This window comes from Streptomyces sp. NBC_01341 (assembly GCF_035946055.1).
In the GTDB taxonomy this organism is placed as follows: Bacteria; Actinomycetota; Actinomycetes; order Streptomycetales; family Streptomycetaceae; genus Streptomyces.
The window spans coordinates 2,172,694-2,192,857 of the sequence record NZ_CP108364.1; the positions used below are offsets into that span (position 1 = coordinate 2,172,694).

A 20,164-nucleotide genomic window follows, 5' to 3' on the forward strand; every position below is an offset into this window, starting at 1 on the left:
GGGTGGCCGCTGCGGCTGCGACTACTGCGGCGGGTTGCCGTGCTTGCGGGACGGCAGGTCGGCGTGCTTGTTGCGGAGCATCGCGAGCGAGGCGATCAGCACCTCGCGCGTCTCGGCGGGGTCGATGACGTCGTCGACCAGGCCGCGCTCGGCCGCGTAGTAGGGGTGCATCAGTTCGGCCTTGTACTCCTTGACCATGCGGGCACGCATGGCCTCGGGGTCCTCGGCGTCCGCGATCTGGCGGCGGAAGATGACGTTGGCGGCACCTTCCGCGCCCATCACCGCGATCTCGTTGGTCGGCCAGGCGTAGGTGAGGTCCGCACCGATGGACTGGCTGTCCATGACGATGTACGCGCCTCCGTAGGCCTTGCGCAGGATCAGCGAGATCCTCGGCACGGTCGCGTTGCAGTACGCGTACAGGAGCTTCGCACCGTGGCGGATGATCCCACCGTGCTCCTGATCGACGCCGGGCAGGAAGCCGGGTACGTCCAGCAGAGTGACGAGGGGGATGTTGAACGCATCGCACATCTGGACGAATCGCGCGGCCTTCTCGGACGCTTCGATGTCCAGGACACCCGCGAGGGCCTGCGGCTGGTTGGCCACGATGCCGACGACCTGGCCGTCGAGCCGCGCCAGGGCGCAGACGATGTTGCGGGCCCAGCGCTCGTGGATCTCCAGGAAGTCGCCGTCGTCGACGAGCTCCTCGATGACCTTGTGCATGTCGTACGGGCGGTTGCCGTCGGCCGGCACCAGGTCCAGCAGGACGTCGCCGCGCCGGTCGGCCGGGTCGTCGCTCGGGTGGACCGGCGGGTTCTCCCGGTTGTTGGAGGGCAGCATCCCGATGAGGTAGCGGACCTCGGCGATGCAGGTCTCCTCGTCGTCGTACGCGAAGTGCGCGACGCCCGAGGTCTCGGCGTGCACATCGGCGCCGCCGAGGCCGTTCTGGGTGATCTCCTCGCCGGTGACCGCCTTGACGACATCCGGACCGGTGATGAACATCTGCGAGGTCTCACGGACCATGAAGACGAAGTCGGTGAGTGCCGGGCTGTAGGCGGCACCGCCCGCGCACGGGCCGAGCATCACCGAGATCTGCGGGATGACGCCGGAGGCCCGGGTGTTGCGCTGGAAGATCCCGCCGTATCCGGCGAGCGCGGACACGCCCTCCTGGATGCGGGCGCCCGCGCCGTCGTTCAGCGAGACCAGCGGGGCACCGGCCGAGATGGCCATGTCCATGATCTTGTGGATCTTCGTGGCGTGGGCCTCGCCCAGCGCGCCGCCGAAGATGCGGAAGTCGTGGGCGTAGACGAACACCGTCCGGCCGTCGACCGTGCCCCAGCCGGTGATGACACCGTCGGTGTACGGCTTCTTGGTCTCCAGGCCGAATCCGGTCGCCCGGTGCCGGCGAAGCTGCTCGACCTCCTTGAACGATCCCTCGTCCAGCAGCAGCGCGATGCGCTCGCGGGCCGTCAGCTTGCCCTTGGCGTGCTGCGCCTCGGTCGCCCGGTCGCTCGGTCCACGCCGGGCCTGCTCGCGCAGCGACAGAAGTTCGGCCACGCGGCCACGCGTGTCGCTCGGCTCGCCCGGGATTTCGTCCACAACGGTCATGCATCGACCCTACGAAGCCGACAGCACAAAACCGCCGTCCACTCCACACAGTCTCCTGCCCGGATTCCTGGTAACACCTGACAGAACCCACGCACCGTGCAGCCCATCCACCAGCCCGGCGGACTTTCGCTTTGTAGGGCTCCGACAAACCCCTCGTTGTGGCCCCCGACACATCGGGGCCCGCGCGCCACGCCGCGGATCCACCGGGGCGGCCGACCGGTGACACCACAATGGCAGAGGAGAGCCCCGGAGCGGGATTCTGACGCACCACCCCTCCAACAGGTGACGCCCCGCACCGTACGGCGCCGTTCCTAAAGGGCACACGGCGGACCGCGGGTCCCGCCTGGGGCACGGTGCGAGGCCCGCCCGTCGTTGCGCGCGCCGCATCCGCGGCTGCCGACGCCTGGGCGCCGATCCCCGCACGTCCACCCGCCGGCGCGTTCAGAGCCTGTTCACCATGCGCATCCGAAGCCGGACCAGGAGTCGCCAAAACCCCTCCAGAGGCGTCGAGTTGTAAAGAAAAGCACGTTCATGAGAGCGCTCTCAGTCATAACTCTTGACGCTTGCGGGAGGCGTCGCGAAAGTAGTGCGCACCGCAGACGCCCTCACGGCCGCTCCTCCCCGCTCCACCCCCCACAGCCCTGTCTGCGACCCCCCACATCCCGGGAGTTCCTTCGTGATTTCGCGCAGAATGTTCCTGACGGGCGCCGCCGCCTCCGCGACCGCGCTCACCTACCCGGTCTGGGGCAGCGCCCTCAGCCCGCGCACCTCGGCCGCCCCGGCGACCTGCGAACTGGCCCTGGAGAACCGCTCGTTGCCCGGCACCGTGCGCGCGTACGTCACCGGCCACGAACAGGGCACCGACCGCTGGGTCCTGCTCCGCCCGGACGGCGGCGTCTACCGCCCCGACTCCCCCGGCGCCCCGCAGACGCCCCTGCCGGTGGACTGCGCCATCCCGCTCAAGGCCGCCGGTGCCGGCCCGGTCGTCCTGACGCTGCCGCAGATGTACGGAGCGCGCGTCTACTTCGTGCGCGACGACAAGCTGGACTTCTACCTGAACCCGGGCCCGTCCCTGGTCGAGCCCGCCTTCGCGACGGCGACGGACCCCAACTACGGGCGCACCTGGTCGTTCTGCGAGTTCACCTTCAACCCCCAGCAGCTGTACGCCAACATCAGCTACGTCGACCTGGTGACGGCGCTGCCGATCGGCCTGACCCTGGAGGGCGACGCGACGCACACCGTGGCGCCTCTTCCGGACGGCGCGGTCCAGCGCATCGCGGACGACCTGACGGCCCAGGCGGCAGCCGACGGACAGCCCTGGGACAAGCTGGTCACCCGGGGCCAGGACGGCAAGGTACTGCGGGTCGTCTCCCCGCAGAACCTGATGGCGCCGTTCTTCGACCGGCCCGACCAGATGCCGTTCCGCGACCTGTTCACCGCGCAGATCGACCAGGTCTGGGAGAAGTACCGCTCCACCGATCTGCGGATAGACCTGCAGGGCGGCCGGGGCACCCTCGCGGGCCGGGTCAGCGGCGACACGCTGACCTTCGAGGGCGGGCACACCTTCGCGAAGCCGACGTCGAAGGACATCTTCACCTGCAACCACGGGCCCTTCACGAACAACCCGGGTGACTCCGACGACAAGAAGGCCCTGCTCGCCAGGATCGCAGCGGGCTTCAACCGGTCGATCATGCTCAGCCACCCCCAGCAGCCCAACGGGACCACGGTCGCGGACTACTACAGGGGCGGTGTGACGAACCACTGGTCACGCGTCGTCCACGCGAACTCCCCCATCGGATACGCGTTCCCCTACGACGACGTGCGCCCCGACGGTGAACCGGACGTCTCGGGTGCCGCGCATGACGGGAACCCGCGCCGCTTCACGGTGAGCGTCGGCTCCTGACCCGGCCGCACGACGCCGGGCCGGACGCCGTGGATCCGCGGCGTCCGGCCCGGGGCGCGTCCGGCACCCGTGCGGCCCAGTCCGGCCTGCGGGGCCGGGCCACGGGGCGGACCGTGGTGAGATGCCCTCACCCGACGAATCGCCCGCCGGAGACACCGGTGACCTGGTACTCCTCCGGGACCTGCGCCTGATCGACGGAACGGGGGCCGCGCCCGTACCGGATGCCGCGCTGCTGATCGAGGGAACGACGATCCGGTGGGCCGGCCCTGCCGCACTGCTGCCGGCGGACCTCCCACCGGCCGGACGGCTGGGCCTGGGCGGACGGACCGTGTGTCCCGGTTTCATCGACGCCCATGTGCACTTCGCCCTGCCGGGCCCCGCGGGCAATCCCCTCCAGGGCCTGTACGAGCTGCCGACCTACCGGACGCTGAAGGTGCTGGACCGGCTGCGCGTCACGCTGGAGAACGGGGTGACGACAGCGCGGGACCTGATGGGCCTGGACGCCGGATTCCGGCAGGCCGTCGCGGAGCGGAGGATCGCCGGGCCCCGGCTGCTGGTCTCCGTCACCATGCTCAGCCAGCGGGCCGGTCATGCCGACTTCACTCTTGCCTCGGGGATCGACGGACTCGCGGTCGCCGTCACCTTCCCGGAGACCCCGCCCAGCCTGGTCGGGTCCGTCGACGACATGCGGGCCAGAGTCCGTGACCTCGTCGCGGCGGGCACCGACTGCGTCAAGCTGGCCACCAGCGGTGGCGTCACCTCTCCCCACGACCAGCCGGACTGGCTGGGCCTGCGGCCGGAGATGATCAGGGCGGCGGTCGAGGAGGCCGGGGCCTACGGCGGCCTCCCGGTCGCCGCGCACGCCATCGGGCGTCCCGGCATCGAGGCGGCCGTGCGGTCGGGGGTCACCAGCGTCGAGCACGGTTACGCCCTGGACGACGACCTGAGGGCGGAAATGGTGGACCGGGGCCAGTACCTCGTACCGACCCTGCTGGAGACGACGCAGGACCTCGACCCGGCGCGGACCTCGCCCTCCGCGTACGAGAAGGGGGTGCGCTGGCACCGGATCGCCCAGGAGTCAGTGGCCCGGTCGGCCGCGGCGGGCGTCCGTATCGCGATGGGTACGGACAGCGGTCTGGCGGTGGGGCACGGCCAGAACCTCCGGGAGCTCGGGCTGCTGGTGGACCTCGGGGGGCTGACCCCGATGGCCGCGATCGTCTCGGCGACCGGCGAGGCCGCCCGGCTGTGCGGTGTCGGCGAGCTGACCGGCACGCTGGAGGCCGGCAAGGCCGCCGACCTCGTGGTCACGGACGTCGATCCCCTGACCGACATCGCGGCACTCGGCGAGCCCTCCCACATCCTGGCGGTGGTGAAGGAGGGGCGGATCGCCATCGACCGGGCCGGTGTCCTCGGCACGGGCGTCCTTCCCGCGCTCCTGCACTGACCCGAACGCACGGCGCGGGGTGCGGCGCGGGGTGCCCCAGCTCCGACCGGAACGGGGGCACCGTCGTGCGGGGTTCCCGGTGCGTCAGCAGCCGCCGCAGTTGTAGTACGTCACGTCCCAGTGGTTGCCCTCGTCCGCGTAGATGTTGCCCGATCCGGACTTGTACTGGGGCGCACCGTCGCCGCGCAGGCCGATGTAGCTGAACACGCCCTTCACGTAGTTCGTCAGGCACGTGGTCTTGCCGAAGTCGAGCTTGTAGCCGTTCCAGTGCGAGTACGTGCCACTGGCGTGGCCGGTCTCGGTGCCCCCGGTGATGTTGAGTGCGCAGCCCGTGGCGCTCTTCAGCGTCTGGGCGCCCTGGGCCGTGGCGAGGTTGAGCTGGTCGAAGGAGGTGCAGGTGGAGACGTTCCGGTTGGAACACCCGCCCGAGGACGACCATGTGATGCCGGAGGAGCTGAAGCGGGCGGTCGCCTGGGAGTGGGTGAGCTTGGTGGCCGCGTGCGCCTCGGTCGCACCGCCGCCGAGGACGCCGACGCCGGGCGCGAAGAGCGCGCCGAGGACGAGGGCCAGAGCGGTCAGGGCCGAGCGGAGTCTGGGACGGGTCAGCATGGGGGAATCCTCCTGCTCATGACAATTTTCGGGCAGGGAGATAGTGCCCGAGTTCTACGCGCGTCTGCCAGGGGGCAGCGGCGACTTCGCGACACGGACCGCGATTTTCGGACGGGCCTGGACCCTTGATGTTGAACATTGAACAAGAAGCCGCTACAGTCACACCTCGTTGAAGGTTCAACCATCACTTCGACGGTCTGTCGTACAGAACACGTCGGAATCCGCCCCCAGGAGAAGCCATGGCCCTGTTCAACCGCAAGAACACCGCCCCGTCCACCACCGCCACCCTCGCCGTGGACCCGGCGCTGGCCGCGCTGACCGGCACCTACACGATCGACCCGAGCCACAGCAGCATCGGTTTCACCGTGCGCCACGCCATGGTCACGAACGTGCGCGGCTCCTTCGGTGAGCACGAGGGCACGCTCACGCTGGACGGTGCCGACCCGGCCGCTTCCACCGCTTCCATCGACGTCCAGATCTCCAGCGTCGACACCGGCATCGCCGACCGCGACGGCCACCTGGTCAGCGGCGACTTCTTCGACGCCGAGAAGTTCCCCCTCATGACCTTCCGCTCCACGCACGCGGAACAGCTCGGCGGCGACTCCTACCGCGTCACCGGCGACCTGACGATCAAGGACGTCACCCGTCCGCTCGCCATCGACCTGGAGTTCAACGGCTCCGCCACCGACCCCTACGGCAACGAGCGCGTCGGCTTCGAGGGCAGTGCCGACATCCTGCGGTCCGACTGGGGCCTGACCTGGAACGCCGCGCTGGAGACCGGCGGCGTCATGGTCAGCGACAAGGTCAAGCTGAACTTCGACATCTCCGCCATCAAGGCCGCCCCGCAGGCCTGACCCGTCCGAACCGAGCGCGCCCGCCGGCCCTCCCTTCCGGGGGAGGACGGCGGGCGCTCGGCGTGCACGGAGGACGGCCGGATCGAGCACCCCCGCGGGCGGGCAGGGAATCACCGCGCGCGGCGGACCTTCAGCGCGTTGTCCGTCCGCGTGGTGGGGTTCCCGTCGGGGTCGTCCTGGACCCGCTCGTGCTCCCCGCTGAGCAGCACCTCCCACTCCCCGTCCGGGAGTTCGAGGGAGGCGAGCACCTCGTCCGTCGTCGGCAGCTCCATGTCCGCGTGGCCGTGGTCCCAGGACGGGAAGCCCGCGTGCCCGACGATCAGGAGCACACCACCGGGTGCGACGGCCGCCGCGGCCCGCCGCAGGATTCGTTCGCGCGGCAGGTCCCCCATGGAGTGCAGGAACTGCGCGGAGACCAGGTCGTACTCCCCCGCCGGGAACGTGGCCCCCAGGTCGTGCCACTGCCAGTCGACCCGGTCCGCGACACCGGCGTCGGCCGCGTGCACCGCCGCCCGCTCCAGGGCGACGCGCGAGATGTCGGTCGCGGTGACCTGCCAGCCACCCCGTGCGAGCCAGACCGCGTCGGCCCCCTCACCGCAGCCGAGGTCGAGGGCACGCCCCGGCTTCAGGCCCTCCACCTCACGCACCAGGACCGTGTTGGGCTTCCCGCTCCAGATCCGGTCGCTCTCCCGGTACCGGTCGTCCCACATCTCGGCGTCGGTCCTGGTGCTGTCCGTGGTCATCGTGTCTCCTGCAGTCCGTGACGGCGGTCGCCGAGCACGCGCTCGGTGACCCGGCGCTCGGCCTCGGCCGAGAAGGGGGCGCGGCGTTTTGCGACCGCGCGGGTGGTGTCCTCGGTGACGAGGTCCATGTTGATCATCGATGCCGCCTTGAGCCCCGCGGCGGCCGCGCCGACGACCTGCTCCATGAGGTTGGCGACGTTACCGGCCACCCACACCCCGGGCACATCGGTGGCGCCTGTGGGGTCTGCCGCGATGTAACTGCCGACGACGTGGTCGCCCATCACCATGTCGGTGGGCACCAGCCCGAGGGTCTCCAGGACCGCCGACCGCGCGGTGAAACGAGGCTGGACGACGACCGCCTCCCGGGGGATCACCGTGCCCCCGGCCAGCCGCACACCGGTGAGCCGGTCGTCGGCCACCTCCAGCCCGGCCACCACGCCCTCCGCCACCGGGACACCCCGGGCGGCCAGCTGCTCGTAGTCCTCGTCGGTGAAGTCGGGCTGCTCGTGGCGGAACAGCACCACGTCGTCGGTCCACTGCCGCCAGAGGAGGGCCTGATGGACGGCCATGGGGCTGACCGCCAGAACGCCGACCGGCCGGTCCCGCACCTCCCAGCCGTGGCAGTACGGGCAGTGCAGCACCTCGTTGCCCCAGCGCTCGGCCAGCCCCTCGACAGCGGGCAGCTCGTCGACGAGTCCGGTCGTCACGAGGAGGCGGCGGGCCCCGACGGCGCTCCCGTCCTCCCGTACGACCCGGAAGCCGTCGGCGAGCTTCTCCGCCGCGACCACCTCGCCCCGCTCGATCCTGGCGCCGTAGTCAGCCGCCTCCGCCCGGCCGATGGCCAGCAGCTCCGCGGGCGGGGCGCCCTCCCGGCCCAGGTAGTTGTGCACGTGGGACGCGGGTGCGTTGCGCGGGCTGCCCGAGTCGATCACGAGCACGGAGCGCCGTGCCCGGGAAAGGGCCAGGGCTCCGCTCAGCCCGGCGGCCCCGCCACCGATGACCACGACGTCGTACCGCTGGTTCGTCTCGCTCATGCGAATCACCTCCTGTTACGGGAGATGGTGCGCCCGGCGTTCCGGTTCGACAAACTTGCTTGCCGATCCGGCAAACTCGCACCAGACCGTCTTGCCCGGACTCCGCTCTCCCATCCCCCAGGCGTCGGCGAGCACTCCGACGGAGCAGGCCGCGTCCGTACTCCGCGTACGGGGCGGGGCCGGACGCCTCGCGGACCTCACCGCCCGCGCTGTCGTGGACCTCGGCGCGGAGCGCGTCCTTCCAGGTCAGCTGCATGCGGAATCTCGGCGAGGACACGAACTTCATCCTGGAAGAGAGCATTCTTCGCAGCGAGATCGGGCACCCCGGCACGCGGCGGGACCAGATCCGGCGCCTGCGGGAGAGTATGGAACTCCCTTCCTCGGACTGCAGATCATGCCCATGAAGCTTCCCGAACACGGCGGCCTGGCCGGCCCGATGGTCCTGCTGGAGACGCCGGATCACGACCACCTGGCCTATGTGGAAGCGCAGTTGACCAGCGTGCTCCACGACGATCCGGATACCGTCAGTGTCCTCCACCAGAAATATGGGATGCTGCGTTCGCAGGCGCTTTCCGTCGAGAACAGCGCGCGCCTACTGGACGACCTGCTTGGAGCGTCATGACTCGCGCGGCACACGGCACGAATCTCTCGTGGTTCAAGTCCAGCCACAGCAGTGACCAGGGCGGCAACTTCGTCGAGGTCTCCGCCCACCCCGCCGCCGTGCACATCCGCGACTCCAAGGTCACCGACGGCCCCGTGGTCACCGTGCCCCCGGCCGCCTGGGCCGCGTTCCTGAGCGCCGCTGGAGTGTCGGGCCTGTGAGGATCGCTCGCTGGATGGTGCCGGTCATGGTCGGGGTCGTGGTGACTCCGTTGTCGATCGGGTTGGGGGCGGTACTGCTCGGGTCGTTCGACGACAGCGAGGCGGCCGGCGGAGACGTCCCCGCCCCGATGGGCACCGCGTTGAAGGCGGGCGATGTCGGCGTTCCCGCCCTGTACGCGAAGCTCCTGCGCGACGCCGCGGCGGACTGCGACGAGAAGCTGCTCACCGCGCCCCTGCTGGCGGCGCAGTTGAAGCGGGAGAGCAACTTCGACCCGCGGGCCAGGTCGGTCGCGGCCGACGGACCGGCGGACGACGAGGGCTCGCTGACGGATCCGCGCAGTGACGAACAGCGGGCAAAGGACGCGGAAACCGGCGGGAAGCCGGTGGAAGCAGCCCCCTCCCGCGAGGAACATGCCACCGGACCCGGCCCGGGCGAAGCCTCCTCGAGTGAGGATCTGCCCGGTGTGGCACAGGCGGAACGGCCCGTCACCAGGGGCATCGCGCAGTTCTCCGACGCCGACTGGGCGGCCGACGGGATCGACGGCAACAACGACGGTGTCAAGGACGTGTGGGACCCGGCGGACGCCGTACCGGCCCAGGGCAGGAAGATGTGCGAACTCCTGCGGACCGCGAAGAACCATCCCGGCTACCGGGGCACGCCCCTGGAACTGGCCCTGGCCGGATACCGCGTGAGCTGGAGCACCGTCGAGAAGTACGGCGGTGTGCCGCGCGCGAGCGGAGCGGACGGTGAGACGTACGACTACGTCAAGGCCGTCATGAAGTCCTACCCGAAGATGGTCGTCCCGGTCGGCGGCGACGTGTCCGGCGGCTGGACCCTGCCCGTCGAGGGACCCGCCGGCACCCCGTACCACCAGCAGGGTTCCGCCTGGTCCACCGGCCTGCACACCGGCGTCGACTTCGTGGTCCCCACCGGAACGCCGGTCGAGGCCATCGGCCCCGGCGAGGTCGTCACGGCCGGGGCCGGCGGTGACTACGGCAACCAGGTCGTCATCCGCCACGAGGACGGAACGTTCAGCCAGTACGCCCACCTCTCCGAGGTGAAGGCGGTCGTCGGCCAGAGCGTCCAGGGCGGCACACTCGTCGGCTGGTCCGGCGAGACGGGCAACGCCACGGGGCCGCATCTGCACTTCGAGATCCGCAGGGGGCCCGCGTTCGGGTCCGACATCTCCCCCGTCCCGTATCTGCGCGCCAAGGGCCTGATCCTCTGAGGACGTGCCCGGGAGAGACGCCGCCGTCCACCGGCCCGGTGGTGCACGGGCCAAGGGGGCTCCGGCCCGACCCGGCCGAACGCCGCCGGCTGAACGCGACCGCCTCCTCGACGTGACGCTCCGAGGAGCGGCCGAGGAGGCGGTGCGGGAACGGCGTGGCCCGGGCCCTACGTGCCGCTGGTGGTGGCGCGGGTGAAGAACTCGATCTCGGCTATCGAAACCTGCTTGTCCGCACCCACGTTGAACGCCGAACGAATGACGAAGCGCACGCTGACGACGTTCTGCGCCCGGAACTTCCTCCTCTGGGGACCGCTGATCTGGTCGAGTGTGATGTGGCGCGTGGTCTTCTTCCCGTCGGCCGTGGTGACGACCGCGTCCATGCGGTGCGGCAGCGCGGCCTCGGAGAGGTCGGAAGGCCTGGTGGAGATGCCGGAGGTGATGAGGATGTCCAGAAGTCGGGTGGGCTCCTGGAAGCGCGCCTCGACCCACTCGCCCTCGGCGGACTGTGAGACGCCGGGGCCCCACCAGCTGTTGTTGATCTTGTCGAGGACCGCCTTCGGGGGATGGCCGCCGAAGGAGCGAGAGGCCACGACGGAATCCGGGCTGATCTGGGCCCGCTTCGCGAAGTGGTCGCGTGCGGCGTTCCACGGCGTACTCACGTTGAACACCGCGTAGATCACCAGCCCGAGCGCGAGGCCGTACGCGACCCAGGTGAAGATGCGGCCGATGCCCCGGCGCAGCCTGGGCCGGTCACCCGCCCACGGCGCGGGGCCGTTGCCGAAGTCCCGCATCCGGCGCCACCAGGGGCGCCGGGCCTCCGGGACACCGGGGCGCTCGGCGAGGGACATGCCGCAGCGTCGGCAGAAGTGCCGGTCGGGGCGGTTGCCGACTTCGCACCACGGGCACGGGGCGCCCGTGTCGTCGGCCGGCTCACCGCTCGGAGCGTTGACCCGGGGGCGTGCCGCGGCGGGCACGCCGGGGAGCACCGGGACGACCTCCGGGGCCGGTGCGGCACGCTGGTCGGCGACCGGTACGAGCAGCGCCCTGGCCCGCGCACTCGCGTCCGGGTCCGGGGTCGCGGCCGCCTGCGTGGCGGAGAGCGGCGGCATCGCGGGCAGGGTGTCGTCCTCTTCGGGCGCCGCCGTCGGCGCATCGGCACGTGCGGGTTCGCGCACCGGGTCCGAGCTCCCGGCACCGGCCGGCGTATCCGGCCCCGAAGTGTCCGGGGTCCAGCTCAGCACCGCACCGCAGTCGTCACAGAAGGACTGCCCCGGGGTCGGCCGCGTGCCGCACTCAGCGCAGTGGCGCGGCGCGTTACCCGTGTCGCCGGTGTCCCCGGAGGAAGGTGGTGTGGTGGGGGAAGCCTGCTGACTGGTCACCTGTCGGAAGTCCTTTCGGCGGCGGTCACACGGACCGTGTAAGGCATATGGGCGGGGCGAGCTGCCGCTACGAGGCGCTCCAGCCGGTGTTCGGCGGCGGGGCCGGGCTCCGGCAGCCGTACGGTGACGTGCAGGTGCGGGCGGCTCTCGCCCGGGACCGGGCCCAGGGGCCTGGCGTCCCAGGCGGCCGCTCCGCTCTCGGTGATCTCCGGCTCCACGCCGAAGGCGAGCCGTATCGCCTCGGAGAGGCCGCGCCGGGTGCCGCGGATACGGTGGAGCCGTACGGCGGCGGTCACCGCGGCGCGCAGGGCGACCGTCGCCTCCGTGTCCCGCGGACGGCCGGTGGACGGTGCGGTGAGCGGGGCATCCGCGAGCTTCCGGCCCTCGGGTCCGTCGGCGCGCCCGGCCGTGTCCGGCCCTTCGGTCTCCGCACCCACCCAGCTGCCGAGCCAGCGGGTGAAGTCCGCGGGCGCGAGCGACGGCGTGAAGTAGGCGTCCAGACAGTCGAGCACGTTGTGCAGCGGCGCGATGACCTCGTCGATACCGGCGACGAACCGCTGGGCGAGGTCGTCGTCCGCGAACACCGCCGGCAGCATCACGCCCAGCGGAGCCGATGATCCGAGTCCGTCGACGGAGCCGCGCGTGCTCCCGCTCGCGGTCACGAGGCGTCCCCGATCACCCGGACGCGATGGTCGAACGAGAAGACGAGCGCGGGGGCTTCGAGATCGATCCGCTCCGTGGGGTCCCCGCGTTTGCCGCTGAGCGGGTCGGCCGGGTGCAGCAGCACCTCGTCCACAAGCTCGACGCCGGGCACCCGTTGCAGCACCGCGAACACCTCACCCGCCTGCACCGGACGGCCGAAGGGCCAGCCCGTGCCGTGGGCGCCCCCGGTCAGCGGGTCGAGATGGCGGTACAGGGCGTCGTGCGCCTGCCGCCTGACCCGGTCGGTGTCCGTGCCGCGGAAGGCGTGCACCGTCGCGACGACCGTCACTCCCTGGTAGAAGGGCGGCCCGACCGCCAGCCGGGTGCCGATCAGACGCCGCTCGTCCAGGTACCGGGTGATGCGCCCCAGAAGTGCGTCTCCGGGAACGAGTTGCTCGAAGCGCAGCCGGCCGCCCGGGTCGGTCACGGCCTGCGGGACGACCAGCACCCGTACGGCGTGCGCACCGTGCTCGTCCGGCTCGGCCGCGAGGCAGGTGATACGCGCGGTCTCGGGTGCCGCGCGCCGCGCGAGTTCCTCGTAGTCCCGCAGGGTCACCGCGCGGTCCTGCGCGCTCAGCGCGATGGGCGCCCGGCGCTTCGCCTCGTCGACGGTCTCGCCGTCGACCCCACCGCGCGCGGCCTCCCGGTTGACGACGTCGGAGACGTACGGAACGGAGTCGCGGAGCACCTGGATGGCTCCCCTGGCGACGTTGCCCGCCTTTCCGCCGCCCGTACGGTAGCGGCGGGCCCGGATGGGCGCGCCCTTGGGCGGCACGGCCCCGTACTGACGCAGAGTGCCGTCCTGTTCGCGGACGGACGGGCCGAAGGCGATCTCGCCGGTGGTCGCGTCCAGGGTGATGTGCCGGTCCGCCGGGCCCGAGGCCGCGAAGTGACCGACCGTCTCCCAGTCGACCCAGCCGTCCCGCTCGGCGACCTGGAGGAGCAGCGGCTGCGCGTCGCCGACGACGGGGCTGTTGGCCAGCCTCAGCCGGTGTCCGGGCAGTCCGGTGGACTCTCCCAGCGCTTCGTCCCGCACCGTCTCGGCGTGCACGACGCCGGTGGTGCCGCCGATGCTGAACGCCTCGGCCGAGCGGATGGTGGGCGAGGTGGTGTAGAAGGGCTGGCCCTGTTCCGGCTCGGTGACCCGGCACCGCAGCCAGCCGGCCTCACGCCGCCCGGTGCGGGAGAGCGCGTGGCCGCCCGGGACGTGCAGCACGACCTCGCCGGGGCGGTTGAGCCCACCGGTGGTGTCCCGGTCGACGTCGCAGGCGACCCAGCCGTCCGCCGTCCACGCCTCCCAGGCGAGCGGTGGCTGCCTGGGGTCGACGCCGACACCGTCCACCTGGCTGTCCAGCTCCAGGACGACCACACACTCCGGTACGGCGGCGCTGAGCCCGAACAGCATGCGGTCACCGGGGCCCGGAGCCTCCGTGAAGCACTGCACGTCCTTGGACTCGGCGAGGTCCGACGTGCGGTCGACCGCTTCCTGACCGGACCGCTGGACCACGAGGTAGGCCAACTCGCACGGGATCACGGTGAGTTCGCGCTCGGTGGCGAAGACCACCGCGTCCTCGGTCTGGGTCCGGACCGTGGCGACCTCGGTGCCCGTCGCCAGCACGACGGGCTGCTGCTGCGGCGCCGACAGCCAGAACGTGACATCGGCGCGCGCCGCGGACGGAGGGAAGAGCGTGATCCCGATGAGGTCCAGGAACGCGAGGTGGTTCTTCTCGGGCACCCGGTTGAGCCGGTAGACGATCTGGTCGGCCATGTGGGCGACCGTCTCGACGAGGGTCACGCCCGGGTCGGAGACATTGTGGTCGGTCCACTCGGGGGCGCGCTGCTGGATGTAGCGCTTGGCGTCGTCGACGAACTGCTGGAAGCGCCGGTCGTCGAGGTTCGGGGAGGGCAGTGCCATCAGCGGTCGCTTCCAAGGTGCTCGTCGGACGTGCCGGACCCCTCGGGCCCGTCGTGGGAGGGGATCACGTAGAAGGGGAAGACCAGGCTGCGCGGGTTGTTGGTGCCCGTGATCGAGTAGCGGACGTCGATGAAGAGCACGCCCTGCTCCTCGCCGGCGGTCACCGTGACGTCATCCACCTCGATGCGCGGTTCCCAGCGGTCCAGGCAGCTGTGCACCTCGTGCTGGATCCGGCCCGCGGTGGCCTCGTTGACGGGGGCGAACACCATGTCGTGGATGGCGCAGCCGAATTCGGGGCGCATCGGCCGTTCGCCGGGCGCCGTCGAGAGGACGAGCCGGATGGCCTCCTCGACCTCGCGTTCCCCGCTGACCAGGGCGATGCCGCCGGTGGGGCTGATGCGCAGCGGGAAGGCCCATCCGGAGCCGACGAACTGTTCCGCCATCAGACTCCTCCTACCGTCAGCACCGGCTTCATGTTGGAGGTGAGGATGCCGGTGGACTTGATCGTGGCTGCCTGCAGGCCGATGTTGATGGCCGCGGTGAGCTGGAGTGACATCCCCGCGGTGAGCGACATGGCGGCGGCGGCCGTCATGTTGAGCGCCCCGCCGGAGGTCACGGACGTGACACCGCCCGTCTTGACGGAGAGGGCGCTCGCCGCGTTGATGCTCATCGGTCCGCCGCTGCGGATCGTCAGGGAGCCCACCGCGTTCAGCGAGAGACTGCCGCCCGCGTTGACGGCCACGGCGCCGGACCCCCGGATGGAGACCTTGCCCTTGCTGTCCACGACGATCTCGGTCTTCGTCCGGTCCAGATTGATCGTGAGCCGGTTGTCGCCGGTGGAGAGCCGCACCCCGCGCTTGAGGCCGACGCTCTGGTCGAGCAGGTCGATACGGTTGTTGCTGCGGTCGGACAGGGTGCGCCGGGTGACCTTGCCGCGCGTGGGGTCGTACACCGGCACGTCGACGGGGTCCGGCTTGTCGACGCCGTTGTAGAGGCCGCCGATGACGTACGGGTGGTCGAGGGCGCCGCGGTCGAACGCCACCAGCACCTCGTCGTCCACGTCCGGGGAGATCATGCTGCCGCCCTTGGTCCCGCCGAGCTGGACGGTGCGGGTCCAGTCGCTGACGTACATGTCGTCGAGCCACGGGAACCTCAGCTTGACCCTTCCCTGCCTCAGCGGGTCCTTGATGTCGGTGACCAGTGCGTTCGCGACGCTCGGCAGCCCGGAGGGCCCGGCCCCGCCACCCCCGGAGGTGAGCCCGTACAGCGACCGCCACTGACGCCCGCTGACGTTCAGGAACGTCTCGTAGTGCTCCTGGTCGCCGAAGGTGTGGCGGGCGGCGGTGACCGTGTACTTGCCCTGGAACGGCTTGCCGACGTCCTTGAGTGTGACGGCGACGCCGGGTCGCAGTTCGGTGTTGCCGCGCGCCGTGATCTCCACTTCGGCGAAGGAGGAGGTCACGTCGTCCGCCACGGCGTCGGCGGCGTGCTTGACCTCGTCGAGCTTGTCGTAGGGCGTGTCCGTCACGACGAGTTCGGCCTTGCCGAACGTCTTGGAGACCTCGGACGGCGTCGTACCGATGGCGAAGCCCGGGTTGTCCAGAGCGGGTGCCTTGGAGACCAGGGGCTGCTTGGTGGTGACGTTCCAGCCGCGCGCCTCGACAGCGGTCACCTGGTCGGCCGAGGTGACCGCCGCGCGGCAGCGAAGGATCTCCTCGCCGCCCTTCAGGAGGAGGGCGCTCTGTGCGCCGGGCGTGCTCTCCGGGGGCGCCGACGCCGCCTGCTGCCGCTTGACGAACTGGAACCTGCCCTTCGAGCTGATGGACATCACCATCTCGTTCTCGTCCGCGAGCCGCTGGACGAAGTCCCAGTCGGTGACGTTGGCCTGGCTGATGAACTCGTACTGCCCCTTGGTCCGCTGGGTCTTCCCCACCGGAATGCCGCTCTTGCGGGCGAGTTCGACGGCGATCTCGGTGGCGGTCTTGTTCTTGTACGCCGCGACCCTGCGCTGCCGGAGCATGCGGTGGCCCTTGTCGTAACCGCGGATGACCGTGAAGGTCCCGGTGCGGTCGTAGTCGGTCTCCAGAGCGGTGACCTCTCCGGTGATCAGAGGCGTGCCCTTGCCGTCGGAGAGGGGCGCGATGACCACGGGCACGCCTATCTCGACGTTCAGCCTGGCGAGGATGTCCTTCTTGTCGTCACGGAAGGTGAGATGGAACGCGCCGGGTACCCCGGCACCGAAGTCGACCCGGCCCGCCACCAGTTTCGTGTTCTCCGGGGACTTGAGCTTCGTGCCGGCGATCTGCACCGTGAGGATGTTGGAGAAGCCGATGTCGGACATCAGGCGCCGACCTCTTCGGCGGCGGGAAGCATCAGCTCGACGCCGGGCGTCAGTGCCTTCGGGTCGTCGATGCCGTTGGCCTCGGCGATCGTGCGCCACACGGTGGCGTCGCCGTACTCGCGCCATGCGAGGAGCGGGAGCGAGTCACCGGCCACGACCCGGTGCACCCGGCGGGTGGTGAGCGCGCCGGAAGTGGGGTTCTGGCCCGGGGTGCTGCTCGGGATCTCGTGCAGGTTCACCTGGCAGACGGCCCGGATCGGCATACCGTTGGTGTTGAACAGGGTGTACTGGGCCTCCACGGAACTGACGTACGCGTTGAAGCGTGCGGTGGAGAAGGCACCCCACTCGAAGACCACCCACGGGGTCGACGGCTGATTCGCCGCGATGCTCGCGGTGGTCGTCTCGCAGCAGGAGAAGAGGGCTTCCACCTTCTTGCGCACGTCGTTGCTGTCCGGGTCGTCGGAGCGGTCGAGGAAGATCTCCACCGTCATCTCCCGGGGCTCGGGCCCCATGAACTCCGGGACGGCGCCGTCCCGCACCGCGGCGGTGGGCGTGGTCTTCCACTGAGCCCTGCGGGTGAGCGACAGCTGGGACGGATTGAAGTCGAAATTGAACGTCTTCATGAGCGCGCCGGGCTTGGTGCTGCTGCCGATCGGCGGCTGGTGGATGGCGAGCGTCGCCCGCACCAGGCTGTCGCCGATACCGAAGTTGGCGAGGTTCATCGGCTACGCCGCCCCCGCGTCCGTGAATCCGTGATGGGCGATCTCCAGGACCTCGGTGGCCACGGCGGGGTTCGCCGGGTCGAAGGAAGGACCGCGCCAGCTCACGGGGAGTACGTCGATCAGTCCCCACTGGGCGACGGTCGAGCCGTCCGCGCGCAGTGCGGCGATCTGCCCGGTGGGCCGGGTGACGCCGGTGGTCACGGAGGAGATCCACTCCGCCACCTTCGCGGTCTCCTCGGTGAGTGGCCGGGTCAGCGTGATGTTGGAGAAGGTGATACGGGAGGGCAGTTGCCAGACGAATCCGTTGTTGCCGCCCTCCTGCCGCTGCTCGATCTCGACCTGGGAGGAGAGCCCTTCGCAGCCGTTGAAGTTGCCCAGGCTCTCACCGTCGATGGTGAGGTTGAAGAAGATGGTGGAGCCTGCGTCGAGTTCCTGGGGCATCGGGTGGGGCCTTCCTGCGGTTCCACGTGCGGTCGGGGCGGGGTTCCCGGGGGCGGGACGTACGGGCGCGGGCTCGGGGCCCGTCAGTGGCGTGGGTCGCGCAGTCTGCCGATCCGTTCTCGGTCGAGTCGTAGCTCGGTGCGCAGCAGCCGGGTCATCGGCCCGATCAGCCGGTGGACCAGTTCCGCCACCTGGTCCTCCTTCAGCTCGCGCGGTGCGAACCGGCTCGTCACCGAGGGCGCGGGCCGGTCCGCGGAGGCCGCGCCACCGCCCCCGGTCCGTTGCACCGCGACGGACGTGGCCCGGGGAGGTGCGGTCACGCGCGCGGGGGCAGGTGCCGGGGTCCGTACGGGAGACGGGAGCGGCGAGGGCCGCGCGGACGCGACCGCCGGCGCGCGCTGCACGGGGAGCGCGGCGGGCGGAGCGGTCCGGCCCGGCGACAGCGGCACGACGGGGCTCCGGACCGGCCGGTCCGCAGAGGCGGCACGGGCATTCGAGGTTCCGGGTGCGTGGGCGGCCGGGCCCTGGGGGGTTCCGGGGAGGGGCGGCCCTGACGCGGGCAGGGACGCGGCGCGCTGAACGACCGGGAAGGCCGTGGCGGCGCCGTCGAGACGGTGTCCTTGGCTGCCGCCGGGCCGCGCAGGGGCGGGCGCCGTGGTGGCGGCGGCGACGGAACCGGCGGGGCCGGCGGTTGTCAGGGGCTGCCTGCGGACGGCGGCGGACGGCACAGGCGACGGCGACGGCGCCGCGGCACGTTGTACCGCGGGCCGGCGTGCGTCGGCGCTACCGGTGGGCCCCGGGGCCGGACGTGCTGTGGCCTCGGTCCGGACACGCCGCAGACGCACGGCCGTCGGGGCACTCCTCGGCGCGGGGGCAGGCGCCTGCGGGGAGCGCGGTACTGCCGGACGGACGCCCGGGGTCGTGGATGTCCCGGGAGCGGCGGCCCGTACGGCGGCGGAGGAGGCGCCGGCTGTCGGGGCCTCGCCGCGTCGCGGCGATGCGGGCGCCGGAGCGCTGCCCGCCCCCGCGCCCCGGGACTCCGGCCCTGTCCCCACCGGCGACGGCGTGAACCCGGCGGCTGTCACCGGACGTGCGGAACCCACCAGCGGGGCGACCGGCGCGGGCCGTGTCCGCGACGCCGAAGGCGCGTCGGCCGATGCCACGGACACGGCGGACGCGGCGGGCGTTCGCACGACGGGCGGCAGGGCACTCGCCCGGGCCGCACGGTTGTGGGAGCCCGGAGAAGGGACGGAGGCCGGGACGGGGACGGCCGCGGGGATTCGTGGCGGGGTCCGGGGTGGCGGTGAGGTCCGGGACGCGGACGACCGCTGCACGGGCGGCGCGTGGCCCGAACGGCCTGATACGGATGCGTCAGCCGCGACTGGTCGCGCCGGCTCCCGTGCCGCGGACCCGGCGTCGGACCCGATCGCGGGACCGGCGGTCGCTGCCGGCAGCGGCCGTGGCCGGCTCACAGGAGGGGTCACCGGCCGCCGCACCGGCACGGTCACCGGTGCTGCCCGCTGCACGGGCGCCGCAGCGGGCGACCGGACGGCTCCGGATCCGCTCGCCGCGACGGGAAGCGCCGGACCCGGCGACGGGGTGGTCGTGTCGCCGCCGCTCCCGGCGGGGCGGCTCAGTGGCCGGACGGGAGCGCCGGACACCGGCGCACCAGGGGCGGCCGGCGGGTGGGAACGGCGAGCCTCTGCCGCGTGGGCGGCCGCCGGGAGAGCACCGGGACGGACGTGGGGAGCTTGTACGGGGCCTCGTGCGGGTGCGGGAGACCGCCGCACCGGTGGTTCGCCGGCCGGGCGGGACCCATCCCTCGGACCGCCCGGCGTCGGCAGAGCAGCCGGGTCGGCCGCCCCTGAGGCAGCGAGCCGCTGCACCGGTGGCGAACCGCCGGTCCTCCCCGCCGCCGGACCGGCGGGCGCCACGGAGTTCGCGCGCGTCGGAACGACCGGGGGCCCGGCGCTGGTGCCGGGCGTCGGCACCGCGCCGCTCGCACGTCTGCCCGAGCCGGAGGAGCTGGACGCGTCGGCGGATCCGGAGGGGCCCGGCCCGGAATCCGGACCGGCCACGGTGCTCGCAGGCCGGGGCGCGCCCGAGGACGTGCCGCCTGCGACGCTGCCGCGCCGTACGGGCGGCGCCGTTGCGGGCGTGGCAGCGGGCGTGGGCGCCGGCCGCGCGGGCGGCGACGCCGGGACGCTCGGGCTCGGCCGGCCGTCGGCCGCCGACGAACGTTGTACGGGGGATGTGCGGCCGGGAGCAGGGGCGCCGGTCTGCCGGCGCACCGCAGGGGCAGCCGCCTCACCGGCGACAGGCCGGCTCGACGGAGCGCCCAGCCCCGGCCGGACGGCCGGACGCGGCCCGGGCGTACCGGCTCCCGACGGCCCGGCCCCCGGCGCGCCTGCCTGGCGCGCA

At 71.9% G+C, this 20,164-nt stretch carries 18 protein-coding genes; 6 read left to right on the forward strand and 12 right to left on the reverse strand.

Going from position 1 to position 20,164, the window contains the following annotated elements:
• Positions 1–21: 21 nt before the first annotated feature.
• Complete coding sequence (locus OG206_RS09250) at positions 22–1,605, reverse strand: acyl-CoA carboxylase subunit beta (protein WP_327114148.1); 1,584 nt, start codon at positions 1,603–1,605, stop codon at positions 22–24.
• A 691-nt stretch (positions 1,606–2,296) separates the two neighbouring features.
• Between OG206_RS09250 and OG206_RS09255 the strand changes: the two genes are divergently transcribed.
• Both OG206_RS09255 and OG206_RS09260 read left to right on the forward strand, forming a co-directional pair.
• Positions 2,297–3,508, forward strand: a complete 1,212-nt coding sequence (locus tag OG206_RS09255; protein WP_327122220.1) for a glycoside hydrolase family 64 protein — start codon at positions 2,297–2,299, stop codon at positions 3,506–3,508.
• A gap of 121 nt (positions 3,509–3,629) precedes the next feature.
• On the forward strand, positions 3,630–4,952 hold the full coding sequence (locus tag OG206_RS09260) for a metal-dependent hydrolase family protein (protein ID WP_327114150.1): 1,323 nt from the start codon (positions 3,630–3,632) through the stop codon (positions 4,950–4,952).
• 84 nt (positions 4,953–5,036) lie between these two features.
• On the opposite strand, the gene OG206_RS09265 is transcribed toward OG206_RS09260, so the two are convergent.
• Complete coding sequence (locus OG206_RS09265) at positions 5,037–5,561, reverse strand: hypothetical protein (protein ID WP_327114152.1); 525 nt, start codon at positions 5,559–5,561, stop codon at positions 5,037–5,039.
• 239 nt (positions 5,562–5,800) lie between these two features.
• Here OG206_RS09265 and OG206_RS09270 point away from each other — a divergent pair, with 239 nt between their 5' ends.
• Complete coding sequence (locus OG206_RS09270) at positions 5,801–6,415, forward strand: YceI family protein (RefSeq protein WP_327114154.1); 615 nt, start codon at positions 5,801–5,803, stop codon at positions 6,413–6,415.
• 110 nt (positions 6,416–6,525) lie between these two features.
• Here the strand turns inward: OG206_RS09270 and OG206_RS09275 are convergent, their stop codons facing one another.
• Both OG206_RS09275 and OG206_RS09280 read right to left on the reverse strand, forming a co-directional pair.
• Positions 6,526–7,158 carry an SAM-dependent methyltransferase gene (locus tag OG206_RS09275; protein WP_327114155.1) on the reverse strand — a complete coding sequence of 211 codons (633 nt, stop codon included), beginning with the start codon at positions 7,156–7,158 and terminating at the stop codon, positions 6,526–6,528.
• The gene (locus OG206_RS09280; protein ID WP_327114157.1) at positions 7,155–8,192 is read right to left on the reverse strand and encodes an NAD(P)/FAD-dependent oxidoreductase; all 1,038 of its coding nucleotides are present in this window, start codon (positions 8,190–8,192) and stop codon (positions 7,155–7,157) included. The genes OG206_RS09275 and OG206_RS09280 overlap by 4 nt, the downstream gene beginning before the upstream one ends.
• Before the next feature lie 400 nt (positions 8,193–8,592).
• On the opposite strand from OG206_RS09280, the gene OG206_RS09290 reads away from it, so the two are divergent.
• Genes OG206_RS09290 through OG206_RS09300 form a run of 3 tightly spaced genes read left to right on the forward strand, consistent with a single transcriptional unit; the run spans position 8,593 to position 10,243 of the window.
• Positions 8,593–8,814, forward strand: coding sequence for a Scr1 family TA system antitoxin-like transcriptional regulator (locus OG206_RS09290; protein WP_327114159.1), 222 nt, complete (start codon positions 8,593–8,595; stop codon positions 8,812–8,814).
• Entirely contained in the window at positions 8,811–9,014 is a 204-nt protein-coding gene (locus OG206_RS09295) for a DUF397 domain-containing protein (protein WP_327114161.1), read from the forward strand. Before OG206_RS09290 ends, OG206_RS09295 begins: the two co-directional genes overlap by 4 nt.
• 26 nt (positions 9,015–9,040) lie before the next feature.
• Positions 9,041–10,243, forward strand: a complete 1,203-nt coding sequence (locus tag OG206_RS09300; RefSeq protein ID WP_442805941.1) for a M23 family metallopeptidase — start codon at positions 9,041–9,043, stop codon at positions 10,241–10,243.
• Between the two features lie 167 nt (positions 10,244–10,410).
• On the opposite strand, the gene OG206_RS09305 is transcribed toward OG206_RS09300, so the two are convergent.
• The 8 genes from OG206_RS09305 to OG206_RS09340 form a co-directional block, all read right to left on the reverse strand.
• Positions 10,411–11,622, reverse strand: coding sequence for an NADase-type glycan-binding domain-containing protein (locus OG206_RS09305; RefSeq protein WP_327114165.1), 1,212 nt, complete (start codon positions 11,620–11,622; stop codon positions 10,411–10,413).
• The gene (locus tag OG206_RS09310; protein WP_327122221.1) at positions 11,619–12,218 is read right to left on the reverse strand and encodes a phage tail protein; all 600 of its coding nucleotides are present in this window, start codon (positions 12,216–12,218) and stop codon (positions 11,619–11,621) included. The genes OG206_RS09305 and OG206_RS09310 overlap by 4 nt, the downstream gene beginning before the upstream one ends.
• Positions 12,219–12,280: 62 nt before the next feature.
• Positions 12,281–14,239 carry a putative baseplate assembly protein gene (locus OG206_RS09315; RefSeq protein ID WP_327114168.1) on the reverse strand — a complete coding sequence of 653 codons (1,959 nt, stop codon included), beginning with the start codon at positions 14,237–14,239 and terminating at the stop codon, positions 12,281–12,283.
• Positions 14,239–14,682, reverse strand: a complete 444-nt coding sequence (locus tag OG206_RS09320) for a GPW/gp25 family protein (RefSeq protein ID WP_327114170.1) — start codon at positions 14,680–14,682, stop codon at positions 14,239–14,241. The genes OG206_RS09315 and OG206_RS09320 overlap by 1 nt, the downstream gene beginning before the upstream one ends.
• A complete protein-coding gene (locus tag OG206_RS09325) occupies positions 14,682–16,580 on the reverse strand; it encodes a VgrG-related protein (protein WP_327114172.1) in 1,899 nt (632 codons plus the stop codon). The genes OG206_RS09320 and OG206_RS09325 overlap by 1 nt, the downstream gene beginning before the upstream one ends.
• Positions 16,580–17,302 carry a CIS tube protein gene (locus tag OG206_RS09330; protein WP_327114174.1) on the reverse strand — a complete coding sequence of 241 codons (723 nt, stop codon included), beginning with the start codon at positions 17,300–17,302 and terminating at the stop codon, positions 16,580–16,582. The genes OG206_RS09325 and OG206_RS09330 overlap by 1 nt, the downstream gene beginning before the upstream one ends.
• Positions 17,303–17,305: 3 nt before the next feature.
• Positions 17,306–17,743 carry a phage tail protein gene (locus OG206_RS09335; RefSeq protein WP_327114176.1) on the reverse strand — a complete coding sequence of 146 codons (438 nt, stop codon included), beginning with the start codon at positions 17,741–17,743 and terminating at the stop codon, positions 17,306–17,308.
• 83 nt (positions 17,744–17,826) lie between these two features.
• On the reverse strand, positions 17,827–18,063 hold the full coding sequence (locus OG206_RS09340; protein WP_327114178.1) for a hypothetical protein: 237 nt from the start codon (positions 18,061–18,063) through the stop codon (positions 17,827–17,829).
• Between the last annotated feature and the right edge of the window lie 2,101 nt (positions 18,064–20,164).

Excerpts from the sequence above, each read along its gene's own strand:
- OG206_RS09275 (WP_327114155.1), bottom strand. The coding sequence starts at position 7,158 with ATGACCACGGACAGCACCAGGACCGACGCCGAGATGTGGGACGACCGG.
- OG206_RS09325 (WP_327114172.1), bottom strand. The coding sequence starts at position 16,580 with ATGTCCGACATCGGCTTCTCCAACATCCTCACGGTGCAGATCGCCGGC.
- OG206_RS09315 (WP_327114168.1), bottom strand. The coding sequence starts at position 14,239 with ATGGCACTGCCCTCCCCGAACCTCGACGACCGGCGCTTCCAGCAGTTC.
- OG206_RS09300 (WP_442805941.1), top strand. The coding sequence starts at position 9,041 with ATGGTCGGGGTCGTGGTGACTCCGTTGTCGATCGGGTTGGGGGCGGTA.
- OG206_RS09270 (WP_327114154.1), top strand. The coding sequence starts at position 5,801 with ATGGCCCTGTTCAACCGCAAGAACACCGCCCCGTCCACCACCGCCACC.
- OG206_RS09280 (WP_327114157.1), bottom strand. The coding sequence starts at position 8,192 with ATGAGCGAGACGAACCAGCGGTACGACGTCGTGGTCATCGGTGGCGGG.
- OG206_RS09320 (WP_327114170.1), bottom strand. The coding sequence starts at position 14,682 with ATGGCGGAACAGTTCGTCGGCTCCGGATGGGCCTTCCCGCTGCGCATC.
- OG206_RS09330 (WP_327114174.1), bottom strand. The coding sequence starts at position 17,302 with ATGAACCTCGCCAACTTCGGTATCGGCGACAGCCTGGTGCGGGCGACG.
- OG206_RS09255 (WP_327122220.1), top strand. The coding sequence starts at position 2,297 with ATGTTCCTGACGGGCGCCGCCGCCTCCGCGACCGCGCTCACCTACCCG.
- OG206_RS09290 (WP_327114159.1), top strand. The coding sequence starts at position 8,593 with ATGAAGCTTCCCGAACACGGCGGCCTGGCCGGCCCGATGGTCCTGCTG.
- OG206_RS09250 (WP_327114148.1), bottom strand. The coding sequence starts at position 1,605 with ATGACCGTTGTGGACGAAATCCCGGGCGAGCCGAGCGACACGCGTGGC.
- OG206_RS09260 (WP_327114150.1), top strand. The coding sequence starts at position 3,630 with ATGCCCTCACCCGACGAATCGCCCGCCGGAGACACCGGTGACCTGGTA.
- OG206_RS09265 (WP_327114152.1), bottom strand. The coding sequence starts at position 5,561 with ATGCTGACCCGTCCCAGACTCCGCTCGGCCCTGACCGCTCTGGCCCTC.
- OG206_RS09310 (WP_327122221.1), bottom strand. The coding sequence starts at position 12,218 with ATGCTGCCGGCGGTGTTCGCGGACGACGACCTCGCCCAGCGGTTCGTC.
- OG206_RS09295 (WP_327114161.1), top strand. The coding sequence starts at position 8,811 with ATGACTCGCGCGGCACACGGCACGAATCTCTCGTGGTTCAAGTCCAGC.
- OG206_RS09335 (WP_327114176.1), bottom strand. The coding sequence starts at position 17,743 with ATGCCCCAGGAACTCGACGCAGGCTCCACCATCTTCTTCAACCTCACC.